Annotated in this window: 20 protein-coding genes; all 20 read left to right on the top strand. The window is 38.6% G+C overall.

The genetic code is table 11. From position 1 onward, the window contains the following. The first annotated feature begins 17 nt into the window (after positions 1-17). On the top strand, positions 18-2,231 hold the full coding sequence (gene infB / locus C1726_RS00835) for a translation initiation factor IF-2 (protein WP_102271418.1): 2,214 nt from the start codon (positions 18-20) through the stop codon (positions 2,229-2,231). A gap of 3 nt (positions 2,232-2,234) precedes the next feature. Next, positions 2,235-2,510, top strand: a complete 276-nt coding sequence (locus tag C1726_RS00830; protein WP_102271417.1) for a DUF503 domain-containing protein — start codon at positions 2,235-2,237, stop codon at positions 2,508-2,510. A 16-nt stretch (positions 2,511-2,526) separates the two neighbouring features. Further along, on the top strand, positions 2,527-2,892 hold the full coding sequence (gene rbfA, locus C1726_RS00825) for a 30S ribosome-binding factor RbfA (protein WP_053475706.1): 366 nt from the start codon (positions 2,527-2,529) through the stop codon (positions 2,890-2,892). 253 nt (positions 2,893-3,145) lie between these two features. Then, the gene (truB, locus tag C1726_RS00820) at positions 3,146-4,069 is read left to right on the top strand and encodes a tRNA pseudouridine(55) synthase TruB (protein ID WP_102271416.1); all 924 of its coding nucleotides are present in this window, start codon (positions 3,146-3,148) and stop codon (positions 4,067-4,069) included. Between the two features lie 29 nt (positions 4,070-4,098). Beyond that, positions 4,099-5,049 carry a bifunctional riboflavin kinase/FAD synthetase gene (gene ribF, locus C1726_RS00815; protein ID WP_102271415.1) on the top strand — a complete coding sequence of 317 codons (951 nt, stop codon included), beginning with the start codon at positions 4,099-4,101 and terminating at the stop codon, positions 5,047-5,049. Positions 5,050-5,171: 122 nt separating this feature from the next. Further along, positions 5,172-5,441: a 30S ribosomal protein S15 gene (rpsO, locus tag C1726_RS00810; protein ID WP_053475709.1), complete on the top strand. Its 270-nt coding sequence runs from the start codon at positions 5,172-5,174 to the stop codon at positions 5,439-5,441. 324 nt (positions 5,442-5,765) lie between these two features. Then, positions 5,766-7,886, top strand: a complete 2,121-nt coding sequence (gene pnp, locus C1726_RS00805) for a polyribonucleotide nucleotidyltransferase (protein WP_102271414.1) — start codon at positions 5,766-5,768, stop codon at positions 7,884-7,886. Positions 7,887-8,051: 165 nt separating this feature from the next. Next, positions 8,052-9,014, top strand: a complete 963-nt coding sequence (locus tag C1726_RS00800) for a polysaccharide deacetylase family protein (protein WP_102271413.1) — start codon at positions 8,052-8,054, stop codon at positions 9,012-9,014. Between the two features lie 126 nt (positions 9,015-9,140). Then, positions 9,141-10,376, top strand: a complete 1,236-nt coding sequence (locus C1726_RS00795) for a M16 family metallopeptidase (RefSeq protein ID WP_102271412.1) — start codon at positions 9,141-9,143, stop codon at positions 10,374-10,376. Positions 10,377-10,479: 103 nt separating this feature from the next. Continuing rightward, the gene (locus tag C1726_RS00790; RefSeq protein WP_102271411.1) at positions 10,480-10,725 is read left to right on the top strand and encodes a YlmC/YmxH family sporulation protein; all 246 of its coding nucleotides are present in this window, start codon (positions 10,480-10,482) and stop codon (positions 10,723-10,725) included. Between the two features lie 203 nt (positions 10,726-10,928). Next, positions 10,929-11,813: a dipicolinic acid synthetase subunit A gene (gene dpaA / locus C1726_RS00785; RefSeq protein WP_102271410.1), complete on the top strand. Its 885-nt coding sequence runs from the start codon at positions 10,929-10,931 to the stop codon at positions 11,811-11,813. Positions 11,814-11,830: 17 nt separating this feature from the next. Beyond that, the gene (gene dpaB / locus C1726_RS00780) at positions 11,831-12,424 is read left to right on the top strand and encodes a dipicolinate synthase subunit B (RefSeq protein ID WP_102271409.1); all 594 of its coding nucleotides are present in this window, start codon (positions 11,831-11,833) and stop codon (positions 12,422-12,424) included. A 149-nt stretch (positions 12,425-12,573) separates the two neighbouring features. Continuing rightward, entirely contained in the window at positions 12,574-13,623 is a 1,050-nt protein-coding gene (gene asd / locus C1726_RS00775; RefSeq protein ID WP_102271408.1) for an aspartate-semialdehyde dehydrogenase, read from the top strand. A gap of 301 nt (positions 13,624-13,924) precedes the next feature. Continuing rightward, positions 13,925-15,160 carry an aspartate kinase gene (gene dapG, locus C1726_RS00770; protein WP_102271407.1) on the top strand — a complete coding sequence of 412 codons (1,236 nt, stop codon included), beginning with the start codon at positions 13,925-13,927 and terminating at the stop codon, positions 15,158-15,160. 37 nt (positions 15,161-15,197) lie between these two features. Next, positions 15,198-16,073, top strand: coding sequence for a 4-hydroxy-tetrahydrodipicolinate synthase (gene dapA / locus C1726_RS00765; protein ID WP_102271406.1), 876 nt, complete (start codon positions 15,198-15,200; stop codon positions 16,071-16,073). Between the two features lie 132 nt (positions 16,074-16,205). Further along, entirely contained in the window at positions 16,206-17,873 is a 1,668-nt protein-coding gene (locus C1726_RS00760; RefSeq protein ID WP_102271405.1) for a ribonuclease J, read from the top strand. Positions 17,874-18,011: 138 nt separating this feature from the next. Then, positions 18,012-18,761: a ClpP family protease gene (locus tag C1726_RS00755; RefSeq protein ID WP_102271404.1), complete on the top strand. Its 750-nt coding sequence runs from the start codon at positions 18,012-18,014 to the stop codon at positions 18,759-18,761. After that, a complete protein-coding gene (locus C1726_RS00750) occupies positions 18,758-18,970 on the top strand; it encodes a YlzJ-like family protein (RefSeq protein WP_102271403.1) in 213 nt (70 codons plus the stop codon). The genes C1726_RS00755 and C1726_RS00750 overlap by 4 nt, the downstream gene beginning before the upstream one ends. Before the next feature lie 156 nt (positions 18,971-19,126). Continuing rightward, a complete protein-coding gene (locus tag C1726_RS00745) occupies positions 19,127-21,463 on the top strand; it encodes a DNA translocase FtsK (RefSeq protein WP_102271402.1) in 2,337 nt (778 codons plus the stop codon). 395 nt (positions 21,464-21,858) lie between these two features. Beyond that, positions 21,859-22,584 (top strand): GntR family transcriptional regulator, encoded by a 726-nt coding sequence (locus C1726_RS00740; RefSeq protein WP_102271401.1) that lies wholly within the window; start codon positions 21,859-21,861, stop codon positions 22,582-22,584. The last annotated feature ends 25 nt before the right edge of the window (positions 22,585-22,609 follow it).

The following is a 22,609-nucleotide window of genomic DNA, read 5'->3' as shown; positions in this document are numbered from 1 at the left end:
CCAGCGGGGGTGAAAGTATGAGTAAAATGCGCGTTTACGAATATGCAAAAAAACAAAATGTTTCAAGTAAAGATGTCATAACGAAATTGAAAGATATGAATATTGAGGTTTCTAATCATATGACAACAATTGAAGCGGCTGCTGTTCAAAAATTGGACGGAATCTATGGCAAGAAAGAAGAGAAGCAACCTCAAATGCAGAATAAACAAACGAACACTCAAAAACAAGATCAAACAAAGACAAAAAATAGTTCTCCTTCAGATAATGGGAATCAACAGGCTACAAACAGAAACTCTTCCTCAAAGCCAGTTCATAAAACTGCTGAAGGAAGAAGCCAAGGTCAAGGCAACCTATCAAATAAGCCTTTCAATAAAAACAATAATAGCCAAAAAGGCAACAATAAAAATAAAAACAAAAATAATAAGGGCAAACAGCAGCAGACACCTGTTGCACCTGCTCCTAAGAAAGTTAAAGAATTACCAGCAAAAATTACATTTACTGAATCTTTGACTGTTGCTGAGCTGGCAAAAAAGCTGTATCGTGAGCCATCAGAAATAATTAAAAAATTATTCATGCTCGGTGTTATGGCAACAATCAATCAGGATCTAGACAAAGATGCGATTGAATTAATTGCAAGTGAATACGGCGTTGAGGTTGAAGAGGAAGTAATCATTGATACAACCGATTTAGAAGTGTATTTCACTAATGATAATGATGAGGATTTAGTAGAACGCCCTGCTGTTGTTACAATCATGGGGCACGTAGACCATGGGAAAACAACAACATTGGACTCCATCCGTAATACAAAGGTAACAGCTGGAGAAGCTGGAGGAATTACACAGCATATCGGTGCGTATCAAGTTGAAGAAAATGGAAAGAAAATCACATTTTTGGATACACCAGGACATGCTGCATTCACAACGATGCGTGCTCGCGGTGCTCAAGTAACTGATATTACGATACTTGTAGTTGCAGCGGATGACGGAGTTATGCCTCAGACAATTGAAGCGATAAACCACGCCAAAGCTGCAGAAGTACCAATCATTGTGGCCGTTAATAAGATGGATAAAGAAGCAGCAAATCCCGATCGTGTGATGCAGGAATTGACTGAATATGGATTAGTTCCTGAAGCTTGGGGCGGAGATACTATTTTTGTACCAATTGCTGCCTTAAAAGGAGAAGGGATTGACAATCTTCTTGAAATGATTCTTCTTGTAAGTGAAGTAGAAGAGTACAAAGCAAACCCAAATCGCAATGCAGTCGGCACGGTGATTGAAGCACAATTAGACAAAGGCCGTGGCTCAGTTGCTACACTTCTTGTTCAAAATGGAACATTAAAAGTAGGAGATCCAATCGTTGTTGGGAACACTTTTGGCCGTGTTCGTGCAATGGTGAATGATTTAGGACGCCGTGTGAAGACAGCTGGTCCTTCAACTCCTGTTGAAATTACAGGATTAAATGATGTCCCACAAGCTGGTGACCGCTTTGTCGTATTAGATGACGAAAAGACAGCTCGCCAAGTTGGTGAGGCGCGTGCACAGCAAGCGTTACAAGCACAAAGAAGCGAAAAAACTCGGGTAAGCTTAGATAATCTTTTTGAACATATGAAGCAAGGTGAAATGAAGGAGCTAAATATTGTTGTTAAAGCTGACGTACAAGGTTCAGCTGAAGCTCTTACAACCGCTTTACAAAAAATTGATGTTGAAGGTGTAAATGTTCGTATTCTTCATACGGGTGCCGGTGCAATTAATGAGTCTGATATTACTCTTGCAGCTGCATTTAATGCAATCGTCATTGGTTTTAATGTACGTCCTGATATTAATGCGAAGCGTGCTGCCGATGCAGAAGGTGTGGAAATCCGTTTACACCGCATTATCTATAAGGTCATTGAGGAAATTGAATTGGCAATGAAAGGATTGCTTGATCCAGAATTTGAAGAAAAAATTATTGGTCAGGCAGAAGTACGCCAAACTTTCAAGGTTTCCAAGGTTGGCACAATTGCAGGTTCTTATGTTACAGACGGGAAAATTACCCGAGATAGCGGCATCCGTTTAATCAGGGACGGCATTGTTGTCTTTGAAGGAGAAATTGATGCATTAAAGCGATTTAAAGATGACGCTAAAGAAGTAAACCAAGGCTATGAATGTGGTATTACAATTAAAAACTTTAATGATGTAAAAGAAGGAGACGTCATTGAAGCGTACATTATGCAGGAGATTGAGCGTAAATGATTATTGGGCTTAGCAGCCTGTGTATGTATTATATATGATGCACATTCTTTAAAAGAAAAACGAGCAGTTTTGCTTCGTATTCTTACCCGGTTAAAGCAGAAATTTAATATCTCTGCAGCAGAGGTGGATTTCCAGGATGTATGGCAAAGGACAAAGATAGCCATCGTTGCTGTCTCCTCCTCTAAGGTAACAACGGAACATGAATTGCAGAACGCTCTTGCGTTCATTGATTTTTTTCCTGAAATCGAGCGAACAATAACTGATATTGAGTGGCTTTAAGAAGAGGTGAATATAAATGAGCCTTCGAGCAAATAAAGTTGGAGAACAAATGAAAAAGGAATTAGGCGAAATTATTGGCCGGAAAATTAAAGACCCTCGGGTAGGGTTTGTGACAGTAACAGATGTACAAGTTACTGGTGATCTCCAACAAGCAACTGTATTTATTTCAGTTCTCGGTGATGATGAGCAAAAAGAAAATACGCTAAAAGGTCTAGCGAAAGCAAAGGGTTTTATTCGTTCAGAAATTGGGCAGCGTATCCGCTTGCGAAAGACACCTGAAATTTTCTTTGAATTTGATGAGTCTATTGATTATGGCAATCGAATTGATACATTGCTTCATCAAATCCATGATGAAGAGCGTTCGAAAGAGAATGAGGATTGAAAGTGAACAATTACTTTTAATGGATAGACATTCGTCTATCCATTTTTTTGAATAAAGGATGTATAACTTTAGAGTTAGAGAATTGTCTAGCTACAGCGCCTATCGCCTATCAAACTTCGGGTCTTCTCCTTACGATAAGTCAACATCGGTTCGCTCACGCTCACCGTGTTTCCTTTATCGCTGTCGTTGTCCCCTCCAGTTTGTACGGCGGTGACCAAGGCGCTTCCGCTTTTATAGAAATGGAGGTAGCAGTTTGGAAGGAATATTGCCTTTACTTAAACCAAAAGGGTTGACCTCACATGATTGTGTATTTAAATTGCGCAAAATCTTAAAGATGAAACGAATTGGTCATACAGGAACACTTGACCCAGATGTGACAGGTGTTCTTCCCATTTGTTTAGGAAGAGCGACAAAAGTGGCTGAATACATAACGGATGCAGGGAAGTCATATGAGGGAGAGGTTACGATTGGCTATTCAACTACGACTGAGGATGTCTCAGGTGATATCGTAGAAAAAAGAAAGGTGGAAGAGTCTTTTTCGCGGGATGAAATTTTAGCCGTTCTGGAAAGATTGACTGGAGAAATTACGCAAACACCTCCCATGTACTCGGCTGTTAAAGTAAACGGAAAGAGGCTTTATGAATATGCAAGACAAGGAATAGAAGTCGAGCGGCCATCAAGAAATGTTATGATCTATTCCATAGAACTCCTGGATGATCGAACAACTTTTAGCGGGGATCCGATACGCTTTCGCTTTCGTGTTTCTTGCAGCAAAGGAACATATATCCGTACATTAGCAGTGATGATTGGCAATGAACTTGGTTTTCCTGCACATATGTCCGAGCTTGTTCGGATTCAATCCGCATCTTTTAATATTTCTGATTGTTTATCATTAGAAGAAATTGAAAAGGAAGTGGAATCTGGTACTCTTTCCCAAAAAATTTATCCGTTAGAAACAGCTCTTTCTCATTTGCCGAAATATAGGATAAATGATACAGTAGCAAAGAAAGTAAAAAATGGGGCTGTCTTAAATACCCCTGAGCAATTAAACGACATAAAGGGCCCGATTGTACTTGAAACAGAAGATGGCATGGCATTAGCAATATACGAACATCATCCAAATAAGCAAGGTTTGATAAAGCCTGCTAAAGTGTTGAGAAATGAATCACAAGAATAAGGCTCTAAAAGAAAAAAGGTGAACGATCAATGGAAGTTATATCTATCGAACATCCGCTTCAACTAGAAAAAATTGATTTTCCTGAATTAGTCATGGCACTTGGATATTTTGATGGTGTCCACTTAGGTCATCAAGAAGTGATAGAACAGGCAAAGATAATGGCGGTAGAAAAAGGAATGAAGAGTGCGGTTATGACCTTTGATCCCCATCCGTCCGTTGTTCTAGGGAAAAGCGTCAAGCATATTGAATATATTACCCCCCTTAAAGACAAAACGCAGTTTATTTTAGAATTAGGAATTGATTACTTATTTATTGTTCAATTTTCTAAGGATTTTGCTCATTTACTGCCACAGGAGTTTGTTGATCAATATATAATTGGTCTCAATGTTCAGCATGTAGTTGCCGGGTTTGACTATTCTTATGGCCGAATGGGAAAGGGGACAATGGAAACATTGCCATTTCATTCACGTGATCAGTTTAGCTATACAGTTGTTCCTAAACTGACAAATAATAATGAAAAGGTTAGTTCCACATTAATCCGTTCCTTGCTTCGTGAAGGAAAAATGGAAGAGCTGCCGCTGCTGCTGGGCAGATATTATCAAACAACAGGCACAGTTATTCATGGAGACAAGCGTGGGCGTACAATTGGTTTTCCAACAGCAAATATTCAATTAGCAGGGGATTATATCATTCCTCCGCTCGGTGTTTATTGTGTTCGTTTCTTTGTTAGTGGCAAGTGGTATGAAGGGGTATGCAATGTTGGTCATAAACCGACATTTAAGAGCCAGACAGCTATTCTGCCATCAATTGAAGTTCATATATTTGACTTCGACAAGGAAATATACGGGCAAGAGGCTACAATTGAATGGCATTTGCATTTAAGAAAAGAGCAAAAATTCTCAGGTGTAGATGAACTAGTGGCACAAATTGAGAAAGATAAACAAAATACTCTGCATTACTTTGAAAAAATCAAGGTTTAGCCTTGCTTTTTGTCATAAAAAGTTGTATTCTTATAAACGTATTAAATGAACCTTTGCTTGGCATGTCGAGTCACCGACGCTTGCTCAGTAAATGGGGATTGATAAATTAGGAGGTGAAACGGATGGCAATCACTAAAGAACGTAAAAATGAACTAATCAATGAGTTTAAAACTCATGAGAGCGATACAGGTTCTCCAGAAGTTCAAATCGCTGTCCTTACAGAAGAAATTAACACATTGAATGAGCATTTACGTACTCATAAGAAAGATCACCACTCACGTCGCGGTCTTTTGAAAATGGTAGGTAAACGTCGTAACCTTTTAACTTACCTACGTAACAAAGATGTTCAACGTTACCGTGAGTTAATCAATAAACTAGGCTTACGTCGATAAAAAGAAAAGCGGAGAGTGCACGCTTATCGGCGACAAGCATAAGACAAGCCTGCGGAAAGGTTGTATTTACCTTCTTGACGGATTGGCTTATGACATTGTGCCGATGGCACTCGTAGCTAGACAGTGTAGAAAAGCGGGATTTATCCCGCTTTTTTATTAGCTTTAAAAAGAACACATGTTTACATACATAAACGAGCATTTTAACTAGTGAAAAAAGTGTACATACTATGAATGCGTATGATTTCATACTTAACATGTTTATTATCATTTTATAAAAGTAAAGGTGTTTAACCTTAAAGTATACAATAGAGAGGGGTTACGAAAATGGGGCAAGATAAGCATACCTATTCCATAGATTGGGCTGGACGCAATTTAACCGTAGAAATCGGCCAATTAGCGAAGCAGGCAAATGGAGCGGTGCTAGTCCGCTATGGAGATACAGCTGTCCTAAGTACAGCTACGGCATCAAAAGAACCAAAAAATTTAGATTTCTTTCCTTTAACAGTGAATTACGAGGAACGTCTTTATGCAGTTGGTAAAATACCAGGAGGCTTCATTAAAAGAGAAGGCCGTCCGAGTGAAAAAGCTATTTTAGCAAGCCGCTTAATCGATAGACCAATCCGCCCGTTATTTGCAGATGGCTTCCGTAATGATGTCCAAGTTGTGAGCATGGTTATGAGTGTTGATCAGGATTGCTCTTCAGAAATGGCAGCTATGTTCGGCTCTTCCTTAGCATTATGTGTTTCAGATATTCCTTTCGAGGGTCCAATTGCAGGTGTAACGGTAGGTCGAATAGATGGGAAGTTCATTATCAATCCATCTGTTGAACAAGCTGAAAAAAGTGATATCCATTTAGTCGTTGCAGGTACAAAAGATGCCATTAACATGGTTGAAGCTGGAGCGATGGAAGTACCTGAGGAAATCATGCTTGAAGCAATTATGTTTGGTCATGAAGAGATTAAACGATTAATTGCTTTCCAAGAAGAGATTGCTGCAGAAATTGGCAAAGAAAAAATGGAAATTGTTTTATATCAGGTTGATTCGGAATTAGAAGCTGAAGTACGCGATATTTGTGAAAAGGATATGATTGTTGCTATCCAAGTGCAGGAAAAACATGCACGCGAAGCAGCCATTAAAGTTGTAAAAGATGGAATCCTTGCAAAATATGAGGAACAAGAAGCAGATGAAGACAAGCTAAAACAAGTAAAGCAAATTCTTGATAAAATTGTAAAAGGCGAAGTACGCCGTTTGATTACAGAAGATAAAGTTCGTCCTGATGGCCGTGGCCTAGATGTGATTCGTCCATTGTCTTCAGAAGTTGGATTGCTGCCTCGTACTCATGGTTCAGGTCTATTCACACGCGGACAAACACAGGCACTCAGCATTTGTACATTAGGAGCGCTTGGTGATGTGCAAATTCTTGATGGTCTTGGGATTGAAGAAGAGAAGCGTTTCATGCACCACTATAATTTCCCTAACTTTAGCGTAGGGGAAACAGGTCCAATCAGAGGTCCAGGCCGCCGTGAAATTGGTCATGGTGCTCTAGGGGAGCGCGCATTAGAGCCTGTTATTCCATCGGAAAAGGACTTTCCATATACGGTGCGCCTTGTTTCAGAAGTTTTAGAATCAAATGGCTCTACTTCTCAAGCAAGTATATGTGCAAGCACATTAGCGATGATGGATGCTGGTGTTCCTATTAAAGCACCTGTAGCTGGAATTGCAATGGGTCTTATAAAGTCTGGTGAACATTATTCCATTTTAACGGATATTCAAGGAATGGAAGATCATTTAGGTGATATGGACTTTAAAGTTGCTGGAACTGCTAAAGGGGTAACAGCATTGCAAATGGATATTAAGATTGAAGGACTTTCTCGTGAAATATTAGAGGAAGCACTGCAGCAGGCCAAAAAGGGGCGTATGCAGATCTTAGATTCCATGCTTGCTACGCTAGAACAGCCGCGTGTAGAGCTTTCTAAGTATGCACCAAAAATCCTGACAATGGCAATCAATCCAGACAAGATTCGTGATGTTATTGGACCAAGCGGCAAGCAAATTAATAAGATCATTGAAGAAACTGGTGTAAAAATTGACATTGAGCAAGACGGAACGGTTTTCATATCTTCAACTAATGAAGAAATGAATCAAAAAGCGAAGAAAATCATTGAGGATATTGTTCGTGAAGTGGAAGTTGGACAAATGTATTTAGGTAAAGTAAAACGAATTGAAAAGTTCGGTGCCTTTGTTGAAATTTTCAATGGAAAAGATGGTCTTGTACATATTTCTGAGCTTGCTGAGGAGCGCGTAGGGAAAGTTGAAGACGTCGTATCCATAGGTGACGAATTACTTGTCAAAGTCACAGAAATTGATAAACAGGGACGTGTGAATTTATCGCGCAAAGCAGTTCTTCGAGAACAGCGTGAGCAAGCGGAAAAGGCAGAAAAGTAATGGAAGATTTTAAGAGCCAGGAGGTCACTCCTGGCTTTTGGTATGTCTCCCAATAATCATATTCTTGTTTTAAAAATAAGCAAATATTGCATACTAGTTAGTGAGGACTTAGGCGTTCTACCTTGTCCCTTCAAAACATACTGTTAAGTGAAGGAGGCTGTAAGGATGAGAAAGGTGGCTCATTTTGCATTTATTTGTTTATTTGCTCTATTGCTCGTGAATAATCCATTTACAACACAATATGTTTTTGGTCTAAAGTCAGAATCTGAAAGCGTGATTAAGCAGAAGGATTCATTATATACTGAAATTACAAGTAAATCAGCTGACTATTACATTCCTCCACAGAATGCGGTCATTGACCGAGTTTGGAAAGCAATTCCTGGATTGAATGGAGTGGAAGTGGATGTAGAAGCATCTTACAAAAAAATGAAGCCTAAAGGAAAATATGATAAGGATAAAATCGTATTAAAGCAAATTAAACCGAAAATAAATTTAAGTGATTTGCCGCCAAGCCCGATATATAAGGGACATTCAGATAAAGAAATGGTCAGTTTTATCATTAATGTGGCATGGGGAAATGAATATTTACCTGATATTCTTGCGACCCTTAAAAAGCATCATGTATCAGCGAGTTTTTTTTTAGAAGGCAGATGGGTACAGAATAATCCAGATTTAGCAAAAATGATAAATGCAGCGGGTCATGAAGTTGGCAATCACTCTTATACCCATCCGGAAATGGCAAAGACCTCTGCTGAAAAGACAAGGGAAGAAATCATAAAAACAAATGAGGTAATTGAAGCAATCACTGAAAAACCTGTCCAATGGTTTGCACCTCCTAGCGGAAGCTATAGAGAGGAAACAGTTCAAATAGCTGCACAAGAAAAACTTGGAACAGTTATGTGGACAGTTGATACGGTTGACTGGAAAAAGCCTTCTCCAGAACAATTAATTCAGCGCGTAATGAGCAAAGTGCATAACGGTGCTCTAATACTAATGCATCCGACTGATTCAACAGCAAAGTCTCTCGATCGTTTAATTACACAAATTAAACAAAAAAAATTGCAGATAGGGACGGTATCTGATCTTTTAAATACGGAACGGACAACGGAAAAAAAGATCAGTAATTGATTTATCTAGGACCAACTATTTTTTCTGGCTTTATGAAAATGGGAAAAGACAAATAGTTTGGAAATTTTTACGAAGATAGTATAAACTAGAGGGATGCAGCAGAGTACTGGAACAGGAGGAATTTTTTTGATAAAGAAGTATACATGCAAAAATGGAGTAAGAGTTGTATTAGAAAATATACCAACGGTTCGTTCCGTTGCCATCGGAGTTTGGATCGGAACGGGTTCAAGAGATGAAAATCCAGAGAATAATGGGATATCTCACTTCCTTGAACATATGTTTTTCAAAGGAACGAAAACGCGGACAGCTAGAGAGATTGCTGAGTCCTTTGATAGTATTGGCGGACAAGTAAATGCTTTTACATCAAAAGAATATACATGCTACTATGCAAAAGTATTAGATACACATGCAAAGTTTGCACTTGAAGTGTTAGCAGATATGTTTTTTAACTCTACCTTTGTTGAAGAAGAATTAGACAAAGAAAAGAAAGTAGTATATGAAGAAATAAAAATGTATGAGGATACGCCTGATGATATTGTACATGACTTGCTTAGTAAAGCTATTTATGAAAATCATCCGCTAGGCTATCCGATTCTTGGAACAGAAGAAACTTTAGCCACTTTTAATGGCGATACATTAAAGCAGTACGTACATAATATGTATACACCAGATAATGTTGTTATTTCTATAGCTGGGAATATTTCAGAGTCATTTATCCGTGAGGTTGAACAATTTTTTGGGTCATATGAAGGTGGAAATCGGGAAAAAACAGAACTAAAGCCGGCTTTTCACTCAAATAAAATAGCAAGAAAGAAAGATACAGAACAAGCACATTTATGTATTGGATTTAACGGTCTGCAGGTTGGTCATGATGATATGTATGATCTGATTATTTTAAATAATATACTTGGCGGCAGCATGAGCAGCCGATTATTTCAGGATGTAAGGGAACAAAAAGGGCTTGCTTACTCTGTATTCTCCTATCATTCTGCTTTCCAGGACAGCGGTATTGTCACTCTTTATGGGGGAACAGGGGCAGCGCAGCTGGATGTTCTCTTTGAAACAATGCAAGAAACTTTAAGCAAGCTGAAACAAGAAGGCATAACAGAAAAAGAATTAAATAATAGCAAAGAGCAATTAAAGGGCAGTTTAATGTTAAGCTTAGAGAGTACGAACAGCCGAATGAGCAGAAACGGAAAAAATGAGCTTCTATTAGGACGTCATCGATCATTAGATGAAATCATTGAACAGATTGATGCAGTTTCGAAGCAAGGTGTAGATAATATGGCAAATGACATATTTACCGATAATTATTCAATTGCATTGATCAGTCCGGACGGAGAAATGCCCAAGAATATTTAATTGAAAGAACAGCCTGTTGCTTGCAGCAGGCTGTTTTATATAGTCTATTTTTTTAATCCAAGCGATAAGTTAGTAAGGAGGAAATGAAATGGAGGGCTGAGGAATGAGATTAAGTGAATTAAGCGGAAAAGAAATTGTAGACGTGAAAAAAGCAGAAAGATTAGGAGTTCTTGGCCAAACAGATTTAGAAATAAATGAGAAAAATGGACAAATACAAGCATTGGTCATTCCCTCATTGAAATGGTTTGGTCTTAAAAGACAGGGGGAAGAAATACGGGTTCCGTGGAGCCATGTAAAAAAGATCGGCAATGACATGATTATTCTCGATATATCTGAGGAAGAGGAATAAATACTGAAATTGATGCAGACTAGCGCATAGCTAGTCTGTTTTTTTATACTTAATTGAAAATCACTTCTCAAAACTTTCTCAAGCGGAAGGAACAGGTTTTTCTTTCGTGGAAAACTCACCGATTTTCATTTCGATACATAAGATGTTGAAGTAGTTCTAATATAAAATTCCTGTACGAATCTTTAGAAGAAGGTGAGGGTTTCATGCTGACAGGGATACAGATAGCAGTAATCGGCGGTGATGCAAGGCAACTTGAAATCATTCGCAAACTTACAGATCTTGATGCAAAGCTTTCATTGATTGGCTTCGAGCAATTGGATCATGCTTTTACTGGAGCAGTCAAGGAAAAAATAGATGAAGTGGAGTTTTCAAATAAGGATGTCATAATATTACCAGTACCTGGAACAAGTTCAGATGGCCAAATTGAAACAATTTTTTCAAATGAAAAAGTTTATTTACGAAAAGAAATGCTAAATGAAACACCTGAACATTGTACTGTTTATTCAGGAATCAGCAACTCTTATTTAGATGGTATTACGAAACAGGCAAATCGGCGTCTTGTTCAATTATTTGAACGGGATGATGTCGCAATTTATAATTCCATTCCGACTGTTGAAGGAACGATTATGATGGCAATCCAGCATACGGATACTACAATTCACGGCTCCACCATTGCAGTATTAGGGCTAGGAAGAGTAGGAATGAGTGTTGCAAGAACATTCCAAGCGCTAGGAGCGAAAGTTAAGGTAGGGGCAAGAAAAAGTGAACATATTGCAAGGATTACAGAAATGGGACTCACTCCATTTTATTTAAGTGATTTGGAAAATGAAGTAAAGGACGCCGATATTTGTATAAATACAATCCCATATATGATTGTTACTGCGTCTGTTATTTCTAAAATGCCTGTTCATACATTGATTATCGACCTTGCCTCTAAGCCAGGAGGAACAGATTTCAGATATGCAGAGAAAAGAGGGGTAAAAGCATTGCTTGCACCAGGTCTTCCAGGAATTGTTGCTCCAAAAACAGCTGGAAAAATCTTAGCGAATGTCCTGTCCCAATTAATAAAAGAAGATGTAAAAAAGTGAAAGGGGTATCGAAACAAATGAGTTTAAAAGGTAGTCGGATCGGTTTTGGACTGACAGGTTCACATTGTACGTATGATGCAGTATTTCCAGAAATCGAAAGGCTTGTAAACGCGGGAGCCGAGGTTCTGCCTGTTGTCACTTTTACAGTTCAAAATACAGAAACAAGGTTTGGAAAAGGCGAGGATTGGATTCAGCGAATAGAGGAACTGACAGGAAATAAAGTAATTGATTCCATCGTTAAAGCAGAGCCACTTGGTCCGAAAATTCCATTAGATTGCATGGTCATTGCACCATTAACAGGAAGTTCAATGAGTAAATTTGCTAATGCTATGACAGACTCCCCAGTTTTAATGGCCGCTAAGGCAACGTTAAGAAACCAAAAGCCGGTTGTATTAGGGATTTCAACAAATGATGCGCTTGGACTGAACGGTGTCAATTTAATGCGATTGATGGCAACGAAAAATATATATTTTATTCCGTATGGCCAAGATGACCCAGTAAAAAAGCCGAATTCGATGGTAGCGAGGATGTCGCAATTATCAGATACAGTCGAGATGGCTATGGAAGGAAAACAGCTGCAGCCAGTCATTGTTGAGAGGTTTAAAGACTAAAAATAAACCCCTGCTTTTTTCTAGCAAAAAGTTTATTACATTAAAGAATGAATATGTTAGAATGAATGATATTATAAGAAAATTCTTTCATATAAAGCCGGTATATCTTTTTGCTAGAAAAATAGATTTGAAAAGGAAGGGGATATGAAATGGAAAAGAAAAAAGGATTTCATGTAGCAATATTAGGAGCAACAGGAGCTGTAGGGCAGCAAATGTTAAAAACGCTAGAGCAAAAAAACTTCCCTATATCTAAACTTACTTTGCTCTCTTCTCCACGATCAGCGGGAAAGAAGATTCAATTTAATGGGGTGGAGCATACCATTAAAGAAGTGAATCCAGAAAGCTTTTCCGGTGTGGATATAGCATTGTTTAGTGCAGGAGGCAGTGTTTCAAAAGAGTATGCGGAGCATGCTGTTAGGCATGGAGCTGTTGTTATAGATAACACGAGTGCCTTTCGAATGGAGGAAAATGTTCCATTGGTCGTTCCAGAGGTGAATGAACAAGCTTTATCTATACACCAAGGAATTATTGCGAACCCTAACTGTTCAACCATTCAAATGGTTGTTGCGCTAGAACCTATTAGGAAAAAATATGGGCTGAATAAAGTTATTGTTTCAACATATCAGGCTGTTTCTGGTTCAGGAGCAGCTGCTGTTGAAGAGCTATACAGCCAGACAAAAGCAATTATTCATAACGAATCGCATGAACCTGCAATTCTTCCTGTTAAGGGAGATAAGAAGCATTACCAAATTGCCTTTAATGCGATTCCGCAAATTGATAAATTTATGGAAAATGGATTCACATTTGAAGAAATGAAAATGGTGAATGAAACGAAGAAAATTATGAGTCTTCCTGATCTTCATGTTGCGGCTACATGTGTAAGGCTGCCTGTTGCAACAGGTCATTCGGAATCAGTATATTTTGAAGTGGAAGAAGAAGGTGTAAGCGTTCAAGAAGTTAAAGATCTACTGGCAGCTGCACCTGGAATTGTTCTGCAAGATGATCCAGAAAATCAAATCTATCCAATGCCTGCAGATTGTGTAGGAAAAAGTGATGTCTTCATTGGAAGAATTCGCAAGGATTTAGATGAATCAAAAGGTTTCCATATGTGGGTTGTTTCTGATAATCTACTAAAAGGAGCTGCATGGAATTCAGTCCAAATAGCGGAGAGTTTAATAAATCTAGGTATAGTGAAATAATTACATGAAATGCAACTTTGGAGTTTAAGAATTGTCTAGCGCAGGCGTCCTATTACCTATCAAACCTCCCTACGATATGCTGACATCAATTTGCTATCGCTCATTGTGTCCCTTTTATCGTACAATCTGGCCGTTTCCGTTTGTAAGGTGATAACCAAGGCGCTTCCGCTTTTCTTTTGAATAAGCCTAAGCTTTGTTTTCTTTGTACAATTGACCTCTATATATTCTAATTCGTTGCACTTGCTAAGTTAGGCGTTTTTTGCATTTAACTTTAAATGAAGAGATATCCAGAGGTGTAACAATGAAAATAATTGTGCAAAAATATGGGGGCACATCTGTCCGTGATAGTAACAGTCGAGAACATGCATTAAAACATATTAAGAAGGCAATATCTGATGGATATAAACTGGTTGTTGTCGTCTCAGCAATGGGGAGAAAAGGGGATCCTTATGCAACGGATACATTGCTCTCACTTATAGAAACAAAAAAAATGATGATTAATAAAAGAGAAAATGACCTCTTATTGTCTTGCGGTGAAATTATATCGAGTGTTGTCTTTACGAATATGCTTTTAGAGCATGGCATTCAGGCGACAGCCTTAACAGGTGCCCAGGCAGGATTTCGAACAAATAATGATCATACAAATGCAAAAATCATTGATATGAGATGTGAGAGGCTGCTTAAAGAATTAGAAGTGAACGATTGTATTGTTGTTGCAGGATTTCAAGGAGCTTCAAAAAATGGAGATGTCACAACAATAGGCAGAGGTGGAAGCGATACGTCAGCAGCCGCATTAGGTGTAGCATTGAATGCGGAATGGATTGAGATCTTTACAGATGTGGACGGTATAATGACAGCGGACCCGCGCATCGCTGAAAATGCCCGTCCACTATCTGTTGTTACTTATACAGAAGTGTGTAATATGGCTTATCAAGGTGCAAAAGTCATACATCCAAGAGCTGTAGAAATAGCTATGCAAGCAAAAATTCCTATACGCATCCGTTCCAATTATTCAGATGGTCTAGGGACATTAGTCACTGCAATAAACAAGGAAGGCAGGGGCACTGACATAAAGGAACGATTAGTAACTGGCATCGCTCATCTATCACACGTCACACAAATTAAAGTTATTGCTAAGAAGAACCAGTACAATTTACAAGCCGAAGTTTTTCAAGCGATGGCAAATGAAGAAATAAGTGTGGATTTTATCAATATTTATCCAAATGGGGTTACCTATACTGTAACGGAAGAAATGTCAGAAAAAGCGATAAGCATACTAAGAAGCCTAGGACACAATCCCATTGTGGAATTCGATTGTGCAAAGGTTTCTGTAGTCGGTGCAGGTATGCAAGGTGTTCCAGGTGTTGCCGCTAAAATTGTAACAGCTCTATCTGAACAAGGCATTCGTATCTTGCAATCTGCTGATAGTCATACAACGATATGGGTACTTGTCAAACAGCTAGATTTAGGAAAAGCTGTCAATGCCCTGCATGATGCTTTCCAATTAGAGAAAGAAAATGTTCTGCATAATAAATAAAGATAAAGATTTTTAAGTTTTAAAAGGGAGTGTAGCAATGATTCAATTTGGCCGAGTTTCAACAGCAATGGTTACACCTTTCGATAGGAAAGGTCATATCGATTTTTCGAAAACAACTCAGCTTATCAATCATCTCATTGAGAATGGTACAGAATCACTTGTTGTAGCAGGTACAACAGGGGAGTCACCAACTCTATCAAAGGAAGAAAAAATTGCATTATTTCAGCATGTAGTAAAAGTGGTTGATAAAAGGATTCCTGTTGTTGCAGGGACTGGTAGCAATAATACGTATGCATCCATCGAATTAACAAAAAAGGCAGAGCAAATTGGGGTAGAGGGCATTATGGCTGTAGCCCCATATTATAATAAGCCGAATCAAGAAGGACTTTATCAGCATTTTAAGAGCATTGCTGAAAATACAAAGCTGCCTGTCATGGTTTACAATATACCTGGCAGAGCTGCGGTTAATATTCTTCCGGATACGATTATCCGACTTTCTAAAATTCAAAATATCGTTGCTGTTAAGGAAGCTAGCGGAGATTTGAATGCAATGGCTAAAATTATTGCCGGTACGGATGAAGAATTTCTTCTCTACAGCGGAGATGATGCATTGACAATCCCTGTCTTAGCAATTGGCGGAGATGGCATTGTTTCTGTTGCATCACATGTGATTGGAAATGAAATGCAGGCGATGATCCAGGCATTTTTGAATGGAGATAATCAAAAGGCAGCTTCCATTCATAGAGAGCTTCTGCCAATTATGGAAGGTCTTTTTGCTGCTCCTAGCCCTGCCCCTGTAAAAACAGCCCTCCAGCTCAAAGGACTTAGTGTCGGATCTGTTCGGCTGCCATTAGTTCCTCTATCAGAGCAAGAAAGAAGTGCTTTAGTTTCATTATTTATGAAAAATGAATAAAGAATCAATACAAAACCAATCAGAGATCATTTTCTGATTGGTTTTTTAAATATTTTATTTATTTCCTCCTTCAAGTATAATATTGGTAACTGATCTATGGTCGGACAAACATATTGTAGGAGGAAGTTTACATTGAACAATCAACAGAAGCAAAGCATCAAGGTAATGGCATTAGGAGGAGTAGGGGAATTCGGAAAAAATATGTACCTTGTGGAAGTGGATGAGGACATATTTGTTTTGGATGCTGGATTGATGATTCCTGAAAATGAAATGCTCGGAATTGATATTGTTATCCCTGATATCACTTATCTGATACAAAATCAAGAACGGGTACAAGGAATATTTCTGACACATGGACACGAAGATCATATTGGTGCCCTCTCCTATATTCTAAGTGAGATTGATGTTCCTGTGTATGGGACAAGACTTACACTTGAACTTGCAAAACAAAAAGTAAAGGAACAGGAATTTAAAGGAAATCTGAATTTTATCGAGGTACGTACAGATACAAAAATTAAGTTTAACTCTGCAAAGGTCTCATTCTATCATACGACCCACAGCATACCAGATAGTGTTGGTATTTGCATCCATACATTGGAAGGAAATATTGTCTATACAGGAGATTTTAAATTTGACCAGGCAGCAGCAAATGGGTATAAAACAGAAATTGGAAAAATGGCACAAATTGGTGATGAAGGTGTTCTCTGTCTCCTATCTGATAGTACAGAGGCAGAAAAGCCTGGATATACTTTATCAGAATCAAAAGTGGTTAAACAAGTAACGGATGCATTTCATCGCGCAGAAGGAAGAATTATTGCTGCTTCATTTGCTTCAGATATAATAAGAATTCAGCACATATTTGATGCTGCTTTAGATAGTCGAAGAAAAGTAGCGATCGTGGGCAGATTCACGCAAACGGCAGTTGATATTGCGATCCAGCAAGAATATTTACATATAACTGAAGACACGATGATTCCACTAACAGAAATATCTGCTTATGCTGATAATGAACTTGTTATATTAACGACTGGTTCGCAAGGTGAACCAATTGAAGTGCTTCAGAAAATGGCAAAGCAAATTCATAAGCAAGTGAATATAAAAAAAGGAGATACTGTGCTCCTTGCAGGTTCGCCAATAAGAGGAAGCGAGGTATTCATTGCTAAGACGATTGATATGCTGTATCGTGCAGGTGCAAGTGTGATTTCTGGAAAGGGAACTTTCAATACGTCAAGTCATGGAAGCCAAGAAGAATTAAAGTTTATGATTAACTTAATGAATCCGAAATTTTTCATCCCTGTTCATGGAGAATACCGGATGTTAAAGGCACATGCAAATATAGCGAAGGAATGTGGCTTAACAGATGAACAAATATTTATACCTGAAAAAGGCGAAGTGGCAGAACTGGCAGATGGGAACATTCGTCCTGCAGGCCGTATCCCTGCAGGAAATGTACTCATCGATGGCAGCGGGATTGGAGATGTTGGGAATATTGTCCTGAGAGATCGTAAACTCCTTTCACAAGATGGAATTTTACTAGTGGTTGTTACCTTAAATAAAAAAGAGAAAAAATTATCAGCGGGACCGGAGATCATTTCTAGAGGGTTTGTTTATGTAAGGGAGTCAGAAGAGCTGCTAGTGGAAGCGGCAAAAAGAGTTCGTGACATCGTAGAGAGAAGCATTTCAAAAGATTCGTTCGATTGGACAGGCATTAAACAAGATATGAGAGAAGAATTGAACCAATTTTTATTCGAGAAAACAAAACGACGACCAATGATACTCCCAATTATTATGGAAGTATAGTCAAAACATGAAGGCACAGCTATTCGCTGTGCTTTCTTTCGTATATTGATTTCCCGCATTAAATCCTCACCAACGACCATACTAAACCTATATGGATTGAAATTTACAGTCTTATATGGCTTGAAGGGAGAAGAAATGATGGGAAATGATAAAAAACAAAATGATTCTATTCATGATCAGCAGGATCAAACAAAGGAAGAACAACCGCCAAGTCTCATTGATAAAATACAGCAGCTAGGTCAAACCAATGTCCCTCAGCTTTCGCAAGATTCAAAAATCCATTGTTTAACGATTGTTGGACAAATTGAAGGCCATCTCCAGCTGCCGCCTCAAAATAAAACGACGAAATACGAGCATCTTATCCCGCAAATTGTGGCAATCGAGCAAAATCCGAAAATTGAAGGATTGCTTGTCATATTGAATACAGTAGGTGGAGATGTGGAAGCAGGCTTGGCTATTTCAGAAATGCTCGCTTCATTATCAAAACCAACTGTCTCGATTGTACTGGGAGGGGGGCATTCGATTGGCGTGCCAATTGCCGTTTCCTGTGATTATTCCTTTATTGCTGAAACAGCGACAATGACGATACATCCGATCCGTTTAACAGGCCTTGTGATCGGAGTCCCGCAAACATTTGAATACTTGGATAAAATGCAAGATCGGGTAATTAATTTTGTTACGAAGCATTCGAATATTTCTGAGGAATGTTTTAAGGATTTAATGTTTGCGAAAGGCAACCTAACAAGGGATATTGGAACAAATGTTGTTGGTTCGGATGCAGTTAAATATGGGCTAATTGATGATATGGGCGGGATTGGTCCTGCTCTGAAAAAATTAGAAGAATTGATAGAGAATAATAAACAAGGGAATGAAGGGATTGTCCAATGATTTTATATACTTCAATGCCCGGGGAGCTTGTTTTTCCAACCGATGCTGCCGAATTTGGCAAGCAAAAAATGGTTACCCATAATGGAATTCCGCTCCTTGTAGAAATGGAAGGCGGTCAGGATTGTACAGTGATCAGGATTATGAGCAGTGACCCTAATCATTTTATGGATGAAAAATATACACCAGGCACGAAAATAACATTAGCTTAACAGTGTATAGATGCAATATGATATAATTAAGGGAAACTTCAGAGCAGCCATCGATTGGCTGCTTTCTTTCATACATTAGTTCATTACTGAAAGTTGGATGGCAAATGATATTTTTGTATAAACTGGGGAAAAGAAGAAATTGAATTAGGTGATCAAATGGCAAAAAAAAAGCGAAGAAGAACAAGGAAAAAAGAAAATTTAAAGAAAACAATCCAGTATGAGCTCCTAGCTTTAGGACTAATTGCATTATCTGCTATTGCAATGGCAAAGCTTGGGGCGGTAGGAAAAGCAACAGTCATGTTTTTCCGTTTCTTTATGGGTGAATGGTATATAGTAAGTCTATTATGTTTAGTTGTTTTTGCAGGCTATCTCATGTGGAAAAGATCACTCCCATATTTATTACATACGAAGTTAATCGGCATTTACTTAATTCTATCCTCCCTCCTTTTATTAAGCCATGTTAAGCTATTTCAACTGTTATCGAATGGCGGGAAATTCGAGGACCCGAGTGTCATTGCGAATACATGGGAATTGTTCTGGATGGAAGTAAATGGGGAGACAAGTACAACAGATTTAGGTGGAGGTATGATTGGTGCAACTCTTTTTGCCCTCTTCTATTTTCTGTTTGATGAAGCGGGATCTAAAATAATTGCCTTTGTCCTTATTATTATCGGCTGTATTCTTTTAACGGGAAAAACACTAGGGGATGCACTCAACAAACTAGGATCATCTATTTTGAATATTGCGAAACGACAATGGGAAGCTTTTATTAACGATATGAAAGAGTTAAAAGGATCGCAAAAGGAAAAAAAAATAGCTAGACAAGCCCAATTAAAAGAGGCAAAAGACAAAGCGAAGGAACGGGAAGCAGAACCAATAATAATGATTAATAATGGAAAAGAATCTTATGAAGACTCTAACCCTGAACCTATTATCTCAAGTTTTACCCAAAAGGCAGAGTATAGTAAAAAAGAAGATTCTATACCGAAAAAGGAGAAAGAACCATCCACTTCTGAGACAGAAATTGATTCATCGCCACAAATCACTTTTACAGAGGTTGAAAATAAAGATTATGAATTGCCGCCAATGAGATTATTAAAGCTCCCGCGGCAGACTGACCAAAGCGGGGAATATGAATTAATCCATGCAAATGCGGCCAAGCTCGAAAGGACTTTCCAAAGCTTTGGAGTTAAGGCACGGGTTACACAAGTTCATTTGGGACCAGCTGTTACAAAGTATGAGGTACATCCAGATGTTGGGGTGAAGGTGAGCAAAATTGTCAGCTTAAATGATGATTTAGCGCTAGCGCTGGCTGCAAAGGATATTCGGATAGAGGCGCCAATCCCAGGGAAGTCAGCTATTGGCATTGAAGTTCCAAATTCGGAAGTAGCCATGGTGTCATTAAGAGAAGTCATTGAATCAAGACAAAATGATAAGCCGAATTCGAAACTGTTAATTGGACTTGGACGTGATATTACAGGTGAATCTGTATTAGCAGAATTAAATAAAATGCCCCATTTACTAGTAGCAGGTGCTACAGGAAGCGGAAAAAGTGTATGTATTAATGGCATTATTACGAGTATCTTAATGAGAGCAAAACCGCATGAAGTGAAAATGATGATGATTGACCCGAAAATGGTCGAGTTAAATGTTTATAACGGTGTTCCGCATTTGCTTGCTCCAGTGGTAACCGATGCAAAAAAGGCTTCTCAAGCATTAAAAAAAGTTGTCAGCGAGATGGAGAGACGCTACGAGTTATTCTCCCATTCTGGCACAAGAAATATTGAAGGATATAATGAATATGTAAAGAAACATAATGCTGAAGAAGAAGGTCAGCAGCCGCTCTTGCCATATATTGTAGTGATAGTAGATGAACTTGCTGATTTAATGATGGTTGCTTCTTCAGATGTTGAGGATGCAATTACAAGGCTAGCACAAATGGCTCGTGCGGCTGGAATCCATTTAATCATAGCAACACAGCGGCCATCTGTTGATGTCATCACAGGAGTTATTAAAGCGAATATTCCTTCCCGAATTGCGTTTGCCGTTTCGTCTGCAACTGATTCACGTACAATTCTTGACATGGGAGGTGCCGAAAAGCTGCTTGGCAGAGGAGATATGCTTTTCCTGCCAGTCGGCGCATCCAAGCCTGTTCGAGTTCAAGGCGCATTTTTATCTGATGAAGAAGTTGAGGAAGTTGTAAGTTTTGTTATTGAACAGCAAAAGGCTCAATATCAGGAGGAAATGATTCCAGATGATATACCAGAAACAACTACAGAAGTCGATGATGATCTATATGATGTAGCAGTTGAGCTAATTCTTGAAATGCAAACAGCCTCAGTTTCTATGCTGCAGCGGCGCTTTCGAATTGGCTATTCACGGGCAGCAAGACTAATTGATGAAATGGAAGCTAGGGGGATTGTTGGTCCATATGAAGGCAGTAAGCCAAGAACAGTTCTCCTTGGCAAGCCTTCTGACGAAGCAAGTTCATAAATAAGATACGCAAAAGCAATGTAGCTGGTCAATAGTTAAAAAGGATCCATCAATAGATGGATCCTTTTTTATGCTATACTAATAAACACAATTAATAAATGGGGTAATTTCAATGAAACCAGCTATAAAAAAAGGTGGGGATCTAGTCATTTAATAAATATGTTCAATATAGTGAAAAATACGAAGTAATCCCGATGACACCGTTTTCAAAAACATTAGCATTTTTCGTTCAATTAAGTGAAAATGGGAGTGAAAATATATTCACCTTTTTAAGTCATTTTTGAAAATACTATTTCATTATTGGGTAAAAAGTGTTATAGTATTTTCGATTAGTAGGAATGATTGAACATCAGAGGTCTGATGTCCTTTACGAAAATTGGTTGGAGGAACACTGAATGTCTATTAAGTCAGATAACCGGCATTTATATTTACAAGTGATTGACCATTTGAAGCAAGATATTGAGAACGGAATTTATAAGGAAAGAGAGAAACTTCCTTCTGAATTCGATCTTGCTAAGCAGCTTGGGGTAAGCCGAGCAACACTCCGCGAAGCTCTTCGTATTCTCGAAGAAGAAAACGTTATCATTCGACGTCATGGAGTTGGTACATTTGTAAATGCAAAGCCATTGTTTACTTCGGGTATTGAACAGCTAAGCAGCGTTACTGACATGATTTTGCAAGCAGGGATGAAGCCCGGAACCATTTTCTTAAGTTCATCAACAATAGGACCAACAGAAGAGGATATTCGCCGTTTCTCATGTGCGATGGATGCAGATATTGTGGTAATTGAAAGGGTTAGAACCGCAAACGGTGAACCAGTTGTGTATTGTATTGATAAGGTACCTGCAAAAATACTAACTGGCACGTTTTCTCATGAGCAGGAATCCATTTTCAATATGCTTGAAAATGGAACGAGCCGGAAGATTACATATGCGGTTGCTTCAATTGAACCGATAGGCTACCACGAAAAAGTATCGCCAATCCTTGAATGTGATCCCGAAACTGCATTGCTTGTACTTAAACAAATGCATTTCGATGAAATGGACGAACCGATTCTGTATTCAGTCAATTACTTTAGAGCCGATAAATTTAGCTTCCAAGTCCTTAGAAAAAGAATTTAAAAGGTAAGGTATTTAAGGCTTATAT

The sequence above is a fragment of the Cytobacillus massiliigabonensis genome (assembly GCF_900199725.1).
GTDB classification, from domain to species: domain Bacteria; phylum Bacillota; class Bacilli; order Bacillales; family Cytobacillaceae; genus Cytobacillus; species Cytobacillus massiliigabonensis.
The sequence above is the reverse complement of the archived record's forward strand: the minus strand, read 5'-3'. Positions and strand labels throughout refer to the sequence as shown.

Coding starts and splice junctions, on each gene's coding strand:
- rbfA (WP_053475706.1), top strand. CDS start 2,527: ATGAGCCTTCGAGCAAATAAAGTTGGAGAACAAATGAAAAAGGAATTA.
- asd (WP_102271408.1), top strand. CDS start 12,574: ATGGAAAAGAAAAAAGGATTTCATGTAGCAATATTAGGAGCAACAGGA.
- ribF (WP_102271415.1), top strand. CDS start 4,099: ATGGAAGTTATATCTATCGAACATCCGCTTCAACTAGAAAAAATTGAT.
- C1726_RS00800 (WP_102271413.1), top strand. CDS start 8,052: ATGAGAAAGGTGGCTCATTTTGCATTTATTTGTTTATTTGCTCTATTG.
- dpaA (WP_102271410.1), top strand. CDS start 10,929: ATGCTGACAGGGATACAGATAGCAGTAATCGGCGGTGATGCAAGGCAA.
- rpsO (WP_053475709.1), top strand. CDS start 5,172: ATGGCAATCACTAAAGAACGTAAAAATGAACTAATCAATGAGTTTAAA.
- C1726_RS00790 (WP_102271411.1), top strand. CDS start 10,480: ATGAGATTAAGTGAATTAAGCGGAAAAGAAATTGTAGACGTGAAAAAA.
- infB (WP_102271418.1), top strand. CDS start 18: ATGAGTAAAATGCGCGTTTACGAATATGCAAAAAAACAAAATGTTTCA.
- C1726_RS00740 (WP_102271401.1), top strand. CDS start 21,859: ATGTCTATTAAGTCAGATAACCGGCATTTATATTTACAAGTGATTGAC.
- C1726_RS00750 (WP_102271403.1), top strand. CDS start 18,758: ATGATTTTATATACTTCAATGCCCGGGGAGCTTGTTTTTCCAACCGAT.
- dapG (WP_102271407.1), top strand. CDS start 13,925: ATGAAAATAATTGTGCAAAAATATGGGGGCACATCTGTCCGTGATAGT.
- pnp (WP_102271414.1), top strand. CDS start 5,766: ATGGGGCAAGATAAGCATACCTATTCCATAGATTGGGCTGGACGCAAT.
- dapA (WP_102271406.1), top strand. CDS start 15,198: ATGATTCAATTTGGCCGAGTTTCAACAGCAATGGTTACACCTTTCGAT.
- dpaB (WP_102271409.1), top strand. CDS start 11,831: ATGAGTTTAAAAGGTAGTCGGATCGGTTTTGGACTGACAGGTTCACAT.
- C1726_RS00745 (WP_102271402.1), top strand. CDS start 19,127: ATGGCAAAAAAAAAGCGAAGAAGAACAAGGAAAAAAGAAAATTTAAAG.
- C1726_RS00755 (WP_102271404.1), top strand. CDS start 18,012: ATGGGAAATGATAAAAAACAAAATGATTCTATTCATGATCAGCAGGAT.